Raw genomic sequence first — 12989 nt, 5'->3', positions numbered from 1 at the left:
CTAAAGCTTCAATCGCCCGCCGAAACACCTTTTCCATGGGCCATAGTGTATACCTATGACCGGAATTGTCCCAACGTATTGGCGGCAGTTCCAGCTCTGCCCCTAGGCTGCTGCTCATGACTAGCTCTGGGAGGAGGCTATGACTATGCAAAAACACACATCTGGAATTCGCGCTGATCGCCGTTGGAAGACGTCCTTTGGCGTTGGTGCTGCTGGATTGATGCTGGTAGCATCGCTGGGGGTTGCTTCGGCGCAAGACAGCAGCGCGCCGGATTGGGCCGAAGGACGATGGGGCGCGGACGACGAACTTGGCGCCGCGAACCTGATGACGGACGAGCGCGTGAAACTGGCCGCAGAACTGGTCACCGAAGGCAAAGTCTATAGTCTCGGGATGATCGTCGGGACGGACACACCGGCTTTTCCGCCGCGCAGCCTGTCCCTGACGGTGCTGCAACCGGGACAGAACGGAAATTCGGGGCTGGGCGATAACGCGTTCACCTATAATGACGACATCTTCATGGGGTGGCTTGGGATTGGGCCGCAGATTGACGGGCTAGGTCATGCTGGCGTCGATCATGTGTATTACGGTGGCCGGACCTATGACGACTTTGCCCCGGCTTCGGGTCTGACCGAACTGGGGTTGGAAAAGCTGCCCGGTCTGGTTGGGCGCGGTGTGATGCTGGACATGGCGGCGTATTTCGGTGTCGACATGGTTCTTGAGGGCACCGCCTATACCGCAGACGACATCCGCGGTGCGGCAAAGGCGCAAGGGGTTGAGTTGCGCGAGGGCGATGTTGTGCTTTTCAACTCGAACTGGATGGACTTGCTGGACGGGGATGCGCCGGATCCGGTGCGCTTCGGCGCGCTAGAGCCGGGCGTCGGTGTCAGCGGGGCAGAGTACCTTGCAGAGATTGGCGTTATGGCGGTGGGCGCGGACACGTGGGGCATGGAGGTCGTCCCGGCAGAAACCGAAGGCGAAGCGTTCCGCGTGCACCAGATCCTACAGCCGGAACATGGCATCTATATCTTGGAGAATATGGATACCCGCGCACTGGCAGATGACGGTGTGCACGAGTTTTTGTTCGTGTTGGGGCATGCCCGCATACAGGGCGCTGTGCAAATGATCATCAACCCCATCGCGATCCGCTAACAGACCTGAATTAGGGAGGAAGTTACCATGATGAAATTACTGACCACCTCGGCGTTGTGTGCGGTTCTGCCGCTTGCTGCAATGGCCGCCGACAAGCCCGAGACGCTGAAGATCGGGATGACAACGTTTCTAACCGGGCCTGCATCGGTCTTTGGGGTGCCCGCGCGCGATGCGATGGACATCTTCGTCGCCAACCTGAATGCCGAAGGCGGCATCAACGGCGTTCCGATCGAAGTGACCTACATCGACGAAGGTGCCGGCGCTGAGGCGCTGACCTCGGAATTCCGGCGCGTTGCCCAAAGCGGCGGTGCGGAAATCATGCTGGCCTCGATTTCATCGGGAAACTGCCAAACCATCGCGCCGCTGGCGGAAGATCTGCAAGTTCCGAACCTGATGTGGGATTGCGGCACTCAGCGGATCTTCGAAGAGAACGAGTATGACTACGTGTTCCGCACCCAGGGCAACGCGACGTCCGAAATGCTGGCGGCGGTGGCCTATCTGCTCAAGACCAACCCCGACTTCAAGACCATCGCGGTGGTGAACCAAGACTATGCGTGGGGCCGGGACAGCTGGGATATTTTCCACACTGCGCTTGAGGTGATGAAGCCCGATGTGGAAGTGGTGGGCGAGTTTTTCCCCAAGTTCGGGTCCCCCGACTTCTCGACCGAAATTTCGCGACTACAGGCGCTGCGTCCGGACGTCATTCTGTCCACCTCTTGGGGCGGCGATCTGGACACCTTCGTGCAGCAATCGTTTCAGCGCGGCCTGATGAATACCTCGACCTTTGTGCTGCCGCTTGCGGAAAGCTCGCTTGAGCGTCTTGGGCCCAGCTTGCCAGCGGGTCACATCGTCGGCGCACGGGGCGATCACTACTTTCTGCACCCCGAGCGGCGCGATGATGCCGACTTCCAAAGCTTCATGGAGCAGTACAAGGAAGCCACCGGCGATATCCCGGTCTACTCGGTCTTCCACGCCAGCCAAGCCTTCGCAGCCATGCAAGCGGCTTATGAGAAAGCCATCGCCGATAACGGGGTTGATTGGCCCAGCGAAGAGCAACTTCTGGCCGCGTTTGAAGGGCTTGAGTTTCAGGGTCTCGGACGTCCGCTCTATCTGCGCGAAGACAATCAGGGGGTTGAATCCCAGTTGATGGGGACCAGCGCACAGACCGGTGATTATCCGTTCGCCACGCTGGAAAACATCATGATCTTCGACGGTGACGGCCTGCTTCCGCCCATCGGCGAGACCTCGATCGAGTGGATCAAAGGGCTGGACGCAAGTTTTGTCGACACTCTGCAAGTCGAAACCTACGACAACTAAAGGCGCCGGGTCCGGCTTGTTGGCCGGACCCTAGGACCCGGAACATGCCTTGGAGAGCGCCCCCGCGCGCTCTCCCCATTGTTCCCTGACGGCCCATAACAAGAGGCGGCCCCATGAACCTGACAATCTTCCTGCTCGCGCTCTTTGACGGGATATCCTACGCAGCGTTGGTTTTCATCGTCGCGCTGGGGTTGACCCTGATCTTCGGCGTGATGCGTATCCTCAACATCGCCCACGGGTCGCTTTATGCGATCGGGGCTTATGCGACCGTGTCGCTGACCGGCTTTTTCCTGGCACTCGGGTTTAGCCCGATCTTTGCCTTCCCCTTGATGATCATCTCGGCGGTGCTGGTCGGTATGTTGCTGGGAGGGCCAATCGAATGGCTGCTCTTGCGGCGTATCTATGACAAGCCCGAGGTGCTGCAACTGCTGGTGACCTTCGCGGTCTTTATGATCCTTGAGGATGCACAGCGCCTTGTCTGGGGCACTCAGCCCTATTTCCAAGCCAGTGCATTGCAGGCGCTTGGCAATATCACCCTCTTTGGCGTCACCTATACGGTCTATCAGCTGATCCTGTTGCCGCTGGTGGCGATTGGCCTGCTGTTTGGCCTGCGTTTCTTCCTGCGGCGCACGGTGATCGGCAAGCTGATCCTTGCGACGACCGAAGACCGGGAAGCGGCGCAATCCATCGGCATCGACGCGGATCGCGTGTTTCTGTTCACCTTTATCGTTGGTGCGGTTCTGGCCGGACTTGGCGGTGCACTGGCCTCGCCCACCACATCGATCCTGCCGGGTATGGGGGCGGACATGATTGTGCTGTCCTTTGCCGTCGTCGCCACAGCCGGGCTGGGCCAGATCGAAGGGGCCGCGGTTGCCGCATTGCTGATCGGTCTGGGGCGGTCCTTTGCTGTCTATGTCTGGCCCGAGGTCGCCGTCCTTGTGCCTTATCTGATCATGGTGCTGGTCTTGTTGATCCGTCCTCAGGGCCTGTTTGGCAGCCCTGTCGCCCGCAAGATTTGAGGAAGCGACATGTTAGATACTTCTCAACGTTCTGCCCCGAAGTTGTCCGACAAGGCTGGTGGATTGCGTTCGACGCGGTCGCTGCTGACGCTGGCAGGGGTGCTGCTGCTGGCAGCGGTGCCGCTCATTGCGCCGTCGATGCAACTTTTGATCAACCTCGCCTTGGCCAAGGGCCTGGCGGTGCTCGGCGTCACCATTCTGCTTCGTGCCGGTCAGGTGTCGTTCGGCCATGCGCTGTTTTTCGGGGTGTCCGCCTATGTGGGGGCTTTCCTTATGGCGTCCATGCCGCAGGCGGATCTGATCCTTGTTCTGATTGCCGGGGTGGCCGGCGCGGCCATCAGCGGGCTGCTGGTCGGTCTGTTCGTGGTGCGGTACCGCGGCATTTTCTTCGGGATGCTCAATCTGGCCTTCTCGATGATCTTCTGGTCCATCCTTGAAAAGTTCTACCACATCACCGGCGGGGCCGATGGCATTCGTCTGGCGCGTCCCACCGTGTTGGGCATGGCGCTGGAGCGGCCCGAATTCGAAGCGGTCCTGTTCTATCTCTCGCTGGTGTTGATGGTGGGGCTGGGCTGGTTCACGCTGCGCTGGTTCGCCTCGCCGGTCGGTCAGATTTTCCAGACCATCAAGACCAACGAAACCCGGCTGGAGTATCTAGGCCTGTCGCCCAAGCGGGTGCTGCTGTCGGGCTATCTATTGTCGGCAGCCCTGTGCGGCGTCGGCGGGTCGCTGATGGCGATGACCCAAGGCGTGGTGACACCGGAATATGTCTGGTGGGTCCGGTCGGCCGAGATGGTGTTCATCGCGGTGCTTGGCGGTGCGGGATCGGTGCGCGGCGCGTTCATCGGGGCGCTGATCTATGAAATCGTCCGGGTCTATGCTTCGGCATTTGCCGGCGATATCTGGCAGCTTCTGCTGGGCAGCTTCCTTCTGATCATCATCCTGTTTGCCCCGGGCGGCATCATGGGAATTGCCGATAGCGTGATGAACCGGCGCAGCAAATCCCAACCCACCAACTTAGGGGAGGACGCGCAATGACGTCTGCGACCCAAGGCACCCGCCGCAGCGGTCCGCCCTTGCTTGAAACCCGCGATCTGGTGATCAAGTTCGGTGGGGTGACCGCCGCGAACAACGTCTCAATGCAGATCGAGGCCGGTCGGAACTTGGCCATCATCGGGCCGAACGGTGCAGGCAAGACCACCTTTCTCAACATCTGCACCGGCTGGCTGAAACCGCAGCAGGGCAAGGTCTTTCTGGAGGGCGAGGACATCACGACCTTGCCCCCGCGCAAGATCGTTCAGCGCGGGGTGGCGCGGGCCTTTCAGATCCCGCAACTGTTCACCGAACACACGGCGCTGGAAAACCTGCTGATTTCAGCCGCTGCCCGCGACGGGATGAGAAACCCACTGCAAAGCCTGCACCGCATCCGGCAGCGCGATGAGATGATGCATCTGCTGGATCTGGTGAATTGCGCCGACGTGGCGGATCGCACCGTGGTCGAGCTGTCGGAAGGCCAGCGCAAGCTGATCGACATCGCCGTGGCCTTGGCGTTGAAGCCGCGCCTGTTGCTGATGGACGAGCCGACCTCTGGGGTGGCGTCGTCGCAAAAGCACGAGGTGATGGAAATTCTTGTTGGTGCCTTGGCCGAAGCCGGTGTGACCTCGGTCTTTGTCGAACACGACATGGGCATCGTAGCCCGACATGCCGATGAAGTGGCGGTATGGAACGCCGGAAATGTGCAGTTGCGCGGCACCCCTGACGAAATTCTGGAACACCCAGATGTCATTCGGGATGTGATCGGCGAGGAGGTGGCCTGATGCTAGAGTTTCGCAATGTGACGGCCTCCATCGGCATTATCGAGATTTTGCGCAATCTGAATTTCCGGGTAGACGCGGCCGAGACGCTGGCCCTGATCGGGCGCAATGGCGCCGGAAAAACCACCCTGCTGCGCACCATCATGGGCTTCACCAAAGTCAGCGGCGAGGTGCTGTTCGAAGGCAAGCCGCTCACGCCGTTGGTCCCGGCCAAACGTCCCGGCTTGGGGATCGGTTACTCCCCCGAGGACCGGCGGCTTTTCTCGGCCTTCACGGTCGAAGAGAACATCCTTTTGCCAGCCGACGCTGCCCGGCTTGGGGCGGTGGAAACCCAGCGCCGGTTGGATAAGGTCTATGATGTCTTGCCGGAATTGAAGGAAATGGCGGACCGACCGGCCGGGAACGTCTCGGGCGGGCAGGGCAAGATGGTCGCGCTAGCCCGGGCGCTGATGATCGGCACCAAGCTGGTCATGCTGGACGAGCCGTTTCAAGGTTTGGCTCCGGCGCTGGCCCTGCGCTATGCCGATGCCCTGCGTGCCCTGCGCGATGCGGATCGCAGCATCACTCTGATCATCACAGAATCCAACCCCGCGTTGCTGCGTGGCTTTGCCAGCCGCACGCTTGTCATTGAACGGGGCGAGGTCAGCGATGGGTCCTTGAGCCCGGAAAGGAAACAGCCATGAAAGATTTTCCCGTGAGCCAACGAAGCCTCGTGCTTCCGAAACCTCTGAACTTGGTGGGCAACGCGTTTGTCCCGGCCCAGTCTGGGGCGGAATTTGAGGTGGTGTCGCCGCTGGACGGCCTCCCGTTTACCACCATTGCCGACAGCGGCGCGGAAGATGTAGATGCGGCTGTGGCTGCCGCCCGGGCGGCCTTCGATGGTGGCGCGTGGAGCCGTCTGTCAGCGGCAGAACGCGGCCGGTTGATGCTGAAACTGTCGGCGCTGATCCTCGATCACGCCGAAGATCTGGCGCAACTGGAAACGGCGGATAACGGCAAGCCGATCATACAGGCCCGTGCCGACATGCAAGTGACGGCCCGGTACTTTGAATTCTACGGCGGCGCTGCGGACAAGGTTCATGGCGAAATCATCCCGTTCCTGCCCGGCTATAACGTCGAGGTTCAGCGCGAACCGCATGGCGTGACCGGTCATATCATTCCGTGGAACTATCCGGCCCAAATGTTTGGCCGCTCGGTCGCGCCGGCGCTGGCGATGGGCAATGCCACGGTTCTGAAACCGGCCGAGGATGCCTGCCTGACAGCGCTGCGCATCGGCGAGTTGGCAGTCGAGGCCGGATTCCCGCCGGGGGCTTTGAACATTGTCACGGGGCGCGGCGATGTGGCGGGCCGGGCCTTGTCGGAACATAAAGGCATCGACTTCATTTCCTTCACCGGCTCGCCCGAGGTTGGGGTGATGATCCAGACCGCAGCGGCCCGCAACTTCATCGGTTGCACATTGGAACTGGGCGGCAAGTCACCGCAGATCCTGTTCGAGGACGCCGATCTGGACGCGGCGATCCCCTTTGTGGTCAAGGCGTTGATCCAGAACGGCGGTCAGACCTGTTCTGCCGGGACACGGGCACTGGTTCATCGCAGCCTCTGGGATCGGGTAGTGGCCGAGGTTGCCAAAACCTTTGAATGTATCACTGCCAGCGCGTCGGACGAGGACGCGGTGCTTGGCCCCCTGATCTCGGCCAAGCAAAAACGCCGGGTTGAAGGCTATATCGCCGAGGCCGATGCGCCGTTGATCGCACGGGGACGCATCGCCAGCGATGTGCCCGTGGGCGGCTACTACGTGGCCCCGGCGGTGTTTGGCCCCTGTGATCCCAACTCCCGCATCGCGCAGGAAGAGGTGTTTGGTCCGGTACTGGCGATGATCCCGTTCGATGACGAGGCCGAGGCCATCCGCATCGCAAACGGCACCGAATATGGGTTGGTTGCCGCGGTCTGGACAAAAGACGGTGCCCGCCAGCAACGGGTGGCCAAGGCGCTGCGCTGCGGTCAGGTCTTCATCAACGGCTATGGCGCCGGTGGCGGGGTCGAACTGCCGTTCGGCGGCATTCGGAAATCCGGTCACGGCCGCGAAAAGGGCTTCGCCGCCCTGCTAGAGTTTTCTCACATCAAAACCATCGTCAGCAATCACGGCTGACCGCACGCGGTGAAACGATGCGCCGATCCGGGTGGGGTCGGCGCGTTAACAAGCAACGGAGAACGACAGTGAGACTACAGGGCAAGACGACAATGGTGACGGGCGCGGCCTCTGGCTTTGGCAAGGGGATCGCAGAGGTCTATATCCGCGAAGGTGCCAAAGTGGCGGTTGCGGATATGAACGGCGAGGGTGCCCGCGCTGTCGCCGAAGAATTGGGCGAGAACGCAATCGCCGTCACCTGCGATGTGTCCAAAGGCGATCAGGTCGAAGCCGCCGTGGCGCAGGTGACTGAGGCGTTCGGCAGCCTTGATATCGTGGTCAATAACGCGGGATGGACCAATCCGAACCGACCGCTGATGGAAACCGACGAAGACACCTTTCGGAAGATCTATGACATCAATGTGCTGTCGATTTTTCACATGACCAAGGCCTGCGTGCCGGTTTGGCGCAACCAAGGCGGCGGCGTGATGATCAATGTCGGATCGGTGGCGGGAATTCGGCCGCGTCCGGGCTTGACGTGGTACAACTCGTCGAAGGGCGCGGTGAATATCATGACCAAATCCCTCGCGGTGGAACTGGCGGCTGATGGCATTCGTGTCTGCGGAATTGCCCCGGTCATGGGCGTGACTGGCCTGCTGGAGCAGTTCATGGGCATGCCCGACACCCCTGAGAACCGGCAGAAGTTCCTTGCGACAATCCCGATGGGCCGCTTTTCTCAGCCGCGTGATATTGCCAATGCGGCGCTGTATCTTGGGTCAGATGAGGCGGATTTCATCACCGGTGTGATCCTTGAAGTGGATGGTGGCCGGACCGTTTAACCGGCTGCAACAGGAGGTTTTCCATGCCAAGCCGAAAAATGCTTGAATCGACCCGGCAAGCGACGGGGCGAGGCGGCGCACCTGAAACCAGTGTCGTCACCGCCAAGATCCTAGAGATCTTGGCCGGTGAAGAGGTGCGCCGGGTGATCGATATCGGCTGCGGGCGGGGCGATCTGGCGGCCGCATTGCTGCGCCGCGGCTATGGGGTGACCGGGGTTGACCCGCAAGAGACGGCGTTGGAAAATGCCCGCAACTGGGCCCCCGGGGCCCAGTTCCTACGTGCAGAGGCTGCGGCGATCCCGGCTGGCACCGGCAGCTTCGGCGCGGCGATTTTCCTCAATTCCCTGCATCATCTGCCAACAGACGGCATGGTGCCGGGGCTGACGGAGGCGTGGCGTCTGCTGCGGACGGGCGGTGTGCTTTTGGTCATCGAACCCTTGGCCCGAGGCAGCTTCTTTGAAGCCATGCGCCGGGTCGATGACGAAAGCGCGGTCAGGGCACAGGCGCTGATGGCGCTGGCGGAGTTCACCGCTCAAACCGCGTGTAAGACGGTGATCGATACGCAGGTCGACAGGATCAGCCGGTTTGCCTCGGTGGATGCCTTTTTGACCTATCTTTGTGCGGTTGAGCCATCGCGCCAGATCGCCATTGACGCCGCCCTCGACGCTGTGACGCAAGATTTCCTGCGCTGCGCCGAAACAGCCGAAGGCGGCGGCGCGCCGTTTGTCCTTATCCAGCCCCATATGGTGCAGGTGCTACGGAAACGACCGGATTGATCGCATCCGCGTCCGCCAAAATTGCGCGGGCGCGGATACGCACGGGTTCATCGACCATGGCCCCGTCCACCGACACCGCGCCCTCACCTGAGGCAAGGACCCGTTTGGCCCAATCACAGTCCGCTTGCGTCGGCGCGAAGCCCTTGCGCACGGCGGCGACCTGTTTGGGATGGATGCACAGTTTGCCCCGCATCCCAAGGCTGCGCGCATGCACACTGTCGTCTTCGGTCAGTGTGAGGTTAGACAGATCGACGGTCACCCCGTCAACAGGCGCGGCGAGACCGGCAAGCCGCGAGGCCAGCACCAATTCCAGCCGCACCGGCCGCAGGGTCTCGCGCAGATGGGCGCAGCCAAGATCGGCACAGAAATCGATGGACCCGAAGACAAGCTGGGTCACATTGGGGACCGCCGCGATATGCCGGGCCGCCGCCAGCCCCCGGGCGCTTTCGATCAGCGCCAGAATGGGTCGGCCCGTGCGCCGCGCGATCTGGGCAATGGCGTCGGGGTCTTCCGCTTTCGGCAGCATGATCGCGGCGAATGGCAGGGCCGCCGCTGCCTGAACGTCGGCCTCATGCCACGGGGTTCCGGCGGGATTGATCCGCACTACAACCGGCAGGTCGGTGAAATCACAAGTCAACGCCGCGCGGGCTGCGATCTTGGCGCTGGGGGCAACCGCATCTTCAAGGTCGAGGATCACGCTGCAAGCCCCAGAGGCGGCGGCTTTGGCAAAACGCTCGGGGCGATCGGCAGGCACGAACAGAGGCGCGCGCAGGGGGGGCACGGTTACCATGTTGCTGTCGCCTCCATCGCGATCGGGCCATTCGGGCGTGCGGTCCACAGGGTCAGCCCTTCGGCATCGTCGCGCGCGTTCAGGGTCACATCTGCGGTGTCAAAAAGCGGCGTGAGACTGCGGAAGCGAAATGTCTTCGGCGGGGCGCTGCGCAGATCGGCGGCATATTGCGCCAGCAGCGTGGCTTGCAGCGGCCCGTGGACGACCAAGCCGGGATAGCCTTCTTCGCGGCTGGCATAGGGTTGATCGTAATGGATGCGGTGGCCGTTAAAGGTCAGGGCCGAGTAGCGAAACAGCAGCACCGGATCGGCTGTGAATTGCCGGTGGTGTGGACCGGGATCGGCGGCTGCGGGGTCCGGCGCGGGCCGCCCCTGATCGTGGCCGCGATAGACAATGTCTTGCCGTTCGGACACGGCCAGCCCGTTTGGATCGGACATCTCATGGGTGACGGTGACGAAACACAACGGTCCGCTGCGACCCTGCTTCAGCACCACATCGGAAATGGTGGACTGGCGGGTAACACGGGTGCCAATGCGCAGAGGGCGATGAAAGGTGAACGCGCCGCCCGCCCACATGCGCCGGGGCAGGGGCACAGGCGGCAAAAAACCGCCGCGGGCCGGGTGGCCGTCTGGACCAAGCGCCCCAGCCGGAACAACCGGCTGGGTCAAACAAAGATGGATCAACAGCGGTGCCGCATCGCCGGTTTCGATTGGATCGCTGAGGCCGAAGGTGGCGTTGAACCGCTCGGCGAGTGCCGGGGTCAGATCTTCGGTCCGGGTTTCAGTCCGCCCAATCCATCCGCGCAGGGCGTCGATCTCTACAGCGGCGTCAGTTGCGGTCATGCTTAGGCCTCCGCTTTGAGAGGGGCGACCGGCAGAGCCGGAACCGCACCATAGCTGCGGGTCTCGCCCGCCACACGCGGCGCAGGCGCTGGATAGGCTACCGGCCCGTTCGGGGTGTTCACCGTGATCCGGCGCAAATGCGGGTGGCCCGACAGCCCGGCCATGTCATTGACCGAGGCCATGGCGATATCGGCCTTGTCCAACCCGGCAATCGCATCAGAATGGGCCATCGCGGCAAAGGCCTCTGCGACGATACCATCGGTGTCTGGGCGATTGGCGACGCGGGCGACATTGGTGGCAAATCGCGGATCATGGCCCAATTCGGGGCGCTGTAAGAAATGCGTACAGAGCATTCGCCACTCGCGATCGCTTTGGATGGAGATCAGGATGAGCTGACCGTCCTTGGTTGCGAAGGCGCTGTAGGGCGAAATCGACGGATGCGCCATGCCGACGCGCCGGGGCGAGTTGCCGCTTTCGTGGTTCAACAGCGGGACGGTCATCCATTCCGCCATGACGTCGAACATCGAGATTGAGATCGCCGCGCCGCGCCCGGTTATGCCGCGGGCAATCAAAGCTTCGAGGATGGCGGCATGGGCGGTGGCCCCGGTGGCGACATCTACGATGGACATGCCGACACGGGCGGGCTCCGAAGGCCCGCCGGTGATCGAACACAGCCCGGATTCCGCCTGAATGAGCAGGTCATAGGCCTTTCGGTCGGCCATGGGGCCGCCTTCGCCATAGCCGGTGATGGCGCAGGTGATCAGGCGGGGATACTGGCGCGTCAGCCGCTCTTGGGTGACCCCAAGACGATCGAGGGCACCGCGCTTGAGGTTCTGCACCAACACATCGGCATCGGCCAGCAACCGCTCCAGTTCGGCTTTGCCCGCCTCCGCGCGCAGATCAAGCACGACCGAGGTTTTGCCGCGGTTTAGCCAGACAAAATAGCTCGACTGTCCCGCGGCGGCATCGTCATAGCCGCGGGCAAAATCGCCCTCTGGACGTTCGATCTTGATGACGTCGGCACCGGCGTCGGCCAGACGCGAGGTCGCGAAGGGGGCAGCGACGGCCTGTTCAATCGCGACGACTTTGAGGCCGGATAAAGGAAGGACCATTAAAAGCTCCGCGGCAGATCTAGGATATGCTCAGCAACATAGGACAGGATAAGATTGGTCGATATTGGCGCCACCTGATACAGCCGCGTCTCGCGGAACTTGCGCTCAATGTCATATTCACAGGCAAAGCCGAAACCGCCGTGAAACTGGATGCAGGCGTTGGCCGCTTCCCAACTGGCTTTGGCGGCAAGGTACTTGGCCATGTTGGCCTCTGCGCCGCAAGGTTTGCCCGCATCATAGAGCGCGCAAGCCTTATAGCGCATGAGGTTTGCCGCTTCGACTTCGATATAGCTTTCCGCAATCGGGAACTGCACCCCCTGGTTTTGGCCGATAGGGCGGCCAAAGACCGTGCGGTCGCGGACATATTTGGTCACCCGGTCGATGAACCAATAACCGTCACCGATGCATTCCGCTGCGATCAAGGTCCGCTCGGCATTGAGCCCGGTCAGAATGTATTTGAACCCTTTGCCTTCTTCCCCGATCAGATTTTCTTCGGGGATTTCAAGGTCATCGAAGAACAATTCGTTGGTTTCGTGATTGACCATATTGGGAATGGGGCGCACCGCCATTCCCGCGGTCATCGCCTCTTTGATGTCGACCAGAAAGATCGACAGGCCGTCGGTCTTTTCCTTCACCTCTGACAGTGGCGTGGTTCGGGCCAGCAGGATCATCAGGTCGGAATGTTGCACGCGGCTGATCCAAACCTTTTGACCATTGATCACATAGCGGTCGCCTTTTTTGACCGCCGTAGTCTTGATCTTGGTCGTGTCCGTGCCTGTGGTCGGTTCGGTCACACCCATGGATTGCAGGCGCAGTTCGCCGCTGGCCAGTTTGGGCAGGATGCGCTGACGCTGCTCTTCCGAGCCATGCCGGACCAGCGTATTCATGTTGTACATCTGGCCATGACAGGCCCCGGAATTGCCGCCAGCACGGTTGATTTCTTCCATGATGACCGACGCTTCGGTCAGGCCTAACCCCGATCCACCGTAGTCTTCCGGGATCAACGCCGCCATCCAGCCCGCTTGGGTCAACGCGTCAACGAAGGTCTCGGGATAGGCGCGGTCAGCGTCGATCTTGCGGTGGTATTCGTCGGGGAACTGCGCGCAAAGCGCCCGTACCGCGTCGCGTATGTCCTGAAAATCGTCTGCGACGTGCTCAAACAACGACGTATCCTTTCAAATGGTGATCCCGCGCCAAGCGCT

13 protein-coding genes are annotated in these 12989 nt (G+C 61.6%); 9 read left to right on the top strand and 4 right to left on the bottom strand.

The features are described from left to right. The first annotated feature begins 145 nt into the window (after positions 1–145). The 9 genes from BV911_RS13750 (at position 146) to BV911_RS13710 (ending at position 9043) form a co-directional block, all read left to right on the top strand. A complete protein-coding gene (locus BV911_RS13750; RefSeq protein ID WP_240512252.1) occupies positions 146–1150 on the top strand; it encodes a cyclase family protein in 1005 nt (334 codons plus the stop codon). Between the two features lie 27 nt (positions 1151–1177). Continuing rightward, on the top strand, positions 1178–2467 hold the full coding sequence (locus tag BV911_RS13745) for an ABC transporter substrate-binding protein (RefSeq protein ID WP_086054198.1): 1290 nt from the start codon (positions 1178–1180) through the stop codon (positions 2465–2467). A 113-nt stretch (positions 2468–2580) separates the two neighbouring features. Further along, a complete protein-coding gene (locus tag BV911_RS13740) occupies positions 2581–3486 on the top strand; it encodes a branched-chain amino acid ABC transporter permease (RefSeq protein WP_086054197.1) in 906 nt (301 codons plus the stop codon). 9 nt (positions 3487–3495) lie between these two features. Further along, positions 3496–4524, top strand: a complete 1029-nt coding sequence (locus tag BV911_RS13735) for a branched-chain amino acid ABC transporter permease (RefSeq protein WP_086054196.1) — start codon at positions 3496–3498, stop codon at positions 4522–4524. Beyond that, positions 4521–5303, top strand: coding sequence for an ABC transporter ATP-binding protein (locus BV911_RS13730; RefSeq protein WP_086054195.1), 783 nt, complete (start codon positions 4521–4523; stop codon positions 5301–5303). The genes BV911_RS13735 and BV911_RS13730 overlap by 4 nt, the downstream gene beginning before the upstream one ends. Further along, positions 5303–5983: an ABC transporter ATP-binding protein gene (locus tag BV911_RS13725; RefSeq protein ID WP_086054194.1), complete on the top strand. Its 681-nt coding sequence runs from the start codon at positions 5303–5305 to the stop codon at positions 5981–5983. The genes BV911_RS13730 and BV911_RS13725 overlap by 1 nt, the downstream gene beginning before the upstream one ends. Then, entirely contained in the window at positions 5980–7449 is a 1470-nt protein-coding gene (locus BV911_RS13720) for an aldehyde dehydrogenase family protein (protein ID WP_086054193.1), read from the top strand. The genes BV911_RS13725 and BV911_RS13720 overlap by 4 nt, the downstream gene beginning before the upstream one ends. A gap of 68 nt (positions 7450–7517) precedes the next feature. Beyond that, positions 7518–8267, top strand: coding sequence for an SDR family oxidoreductase (locus BV911_RS13715; protein ID WP_205963859.1), 750 nt, complete (start codon positions 7518–7520; stop codon positions 8265–8267). Positions 8268–8290: 23 nt separating this feature from the next. Then, on the top strand, positions 8291–9043 hold the full coding sequence (locus BV911_RS13710) for a bifunctional 2-polyprenyl-6-hydroxyphenol methylase/3-demethylubiquinol 3-O-methyltransferase UbiG (protein WP_086054191.1): 753 nt from the start codon (positions 8291–8293) through the stop codon (positions 9041–9043). On the opposite strand, the gene BV911_RS13705 is transcribed toward BV911_RS13710, so the two are convergent. The 4 genes from BV911_RS13705 to BV911_RS13690 are packed head-to-tail and all read right to left on the bottom strand — an operon-like array spanning position 8997 to position 12950. Then, a complete protein-coding gene (locus tag BV911_RS13705) occupies positions 8997–9833 on the bottom strand; it encodes a CoA ester lyase (RefSeq protein WP_086054220.1) in 837 nt (278 codons plus the stop codon). The genes BV911_RS13710 and BV911_RS13705 overlap by 47 nt on opposite strands. Continuing rightward, positions 9827–10675 (bottom strand): MaoC family dehydratase N-terminal domain-containing protein, encoded by an 849-nt coding sequence (locus tag BV911_RS13700; RefSeq protein ID WP_086054190.1) that lies wholly within the window; start codon positions 10673–10675, stop codon positions 9827–9829. The genes BV911_RS13705 and BV911_RS13700 overlap by 7 nt, the downstream gene beginning before the upstream one ends. 2 nt (positions 10676–10677) lie before the next feature. Next, positions 10678–11787: a CaiB/BaiF CoA-transferase family protein gene (locus tag BV911_RS13695; protein ID WP_086054189.1), complete on the bottom strand. Its 1110-nt coding sequence runs from the start codon at positions 11785–11787 to the stop codon at positions 10678–10680. Then, positions 11787–12950, bottom strand: coding sequence for an acyl-CoA dehydrogenase family protein (locus BV911_RS13690; RefSeq protein ID WP_086054188.1), 1164 nt, complete (start codon positions 12948–12950; stop codon positions 11787–11789). Before BV911_RS13690 ends, BV911_RS13695 begins: the two co-directional genes overlap by 1 nt. Positions 12951–12989: the final 39 nt, after the last annotated feature.

This window comes from Pseudoruegeria sp. SK021 (assembly GCF_002119405.1).
Lineage (GTDB): Bacteria > Pseudomonadota > Alphaproteobacteria > Rhodobacterales > Rhodobacteraceae > Meridianimarinicoccus.
Note: the sequence above shows the minus strand (reverse complement) of the source record. Positions and strands in the feature narration are given on the sequence as shown.

Bases quoted from the DNA above. Each gene is read 5' to 3' on its own strand.
- BV911_RS13750 (WP_240512252.1), top strand. From the start codon at position 146: ATGCAAAAACACACATCTGGAATTCGCGCTGATCGCCGTTGGAAGACG.
- BV911_RS13745 (WP_086054198.1), top strand. From the start codon at position 1,178: ATGATGAAATTACTGACCACCTCGGCGTTGTGTGCGGTTCTGCCGCTT.
- BV911_RS13740 (WP_086054197.1), top strand. From the start codon at position 2,581: ATGAACCTGACAATCTTCCTGCTCGCGCTCTTTGACGGGATATCCTAC.
- BV911_RS13735 (WP_086054196.1), top strand. From the start codon at position 3,496: ATGTTAGATACTTCTCAACGTTCTGCCCCGAAGTTGTCCGACAAGGCT.
- BV911_RS13730 (WP_086054195.1), top strand. From the start codon at position 4,521: ATGACGTCTGCGACCCAAGGCACCCGCCGCAGCGGTCCGCCCTTGCTT.
- BV911_RS13725 (WP_086054194.1), top strand. From the start codon at position 5,303: ATGCTAGAGTTTCGCAATGTGACGGCCTCCATCGGCATTATCGAGATT.
- BV911_RS13720 (WP_086054193.1), top strand. From the start codon at position 5,980: ATGAAAGATTTTCCCGTGAGCCAACGAAGCCTCGTGCTTCCGAAACCT.
- BV911_RS13710 (WP_086054191.1), top strand. From the start codon at position 8,291: ATGCCAAGCCGAAAAATGCTTGAATCGACCCGGCAAGCGACGGGGCGA.
- BV911_RS13705 (WP_086054220.1), bottom strand. From the start codon at position 9,833: ATGGTAACCGTGCCCCCCCTGCGCGCGCCTCTGTTCGTGCCTGCCGAT.
- BV911_RS13700 (WP_086054190.1), bottom strand. From the start codon at position 10,675: ATGACCGCAACTGACGCCGCTGTAGAGATCGACGCCCTGCGCGGATGG.
- BV911_RS13695 (WP_086054189.1), bottom strand. From the start codon at position 11,787: ATGGTCCTTCCTTTATCCGGCCTCAAAGTCGTCGCGATTGAACAGGCC.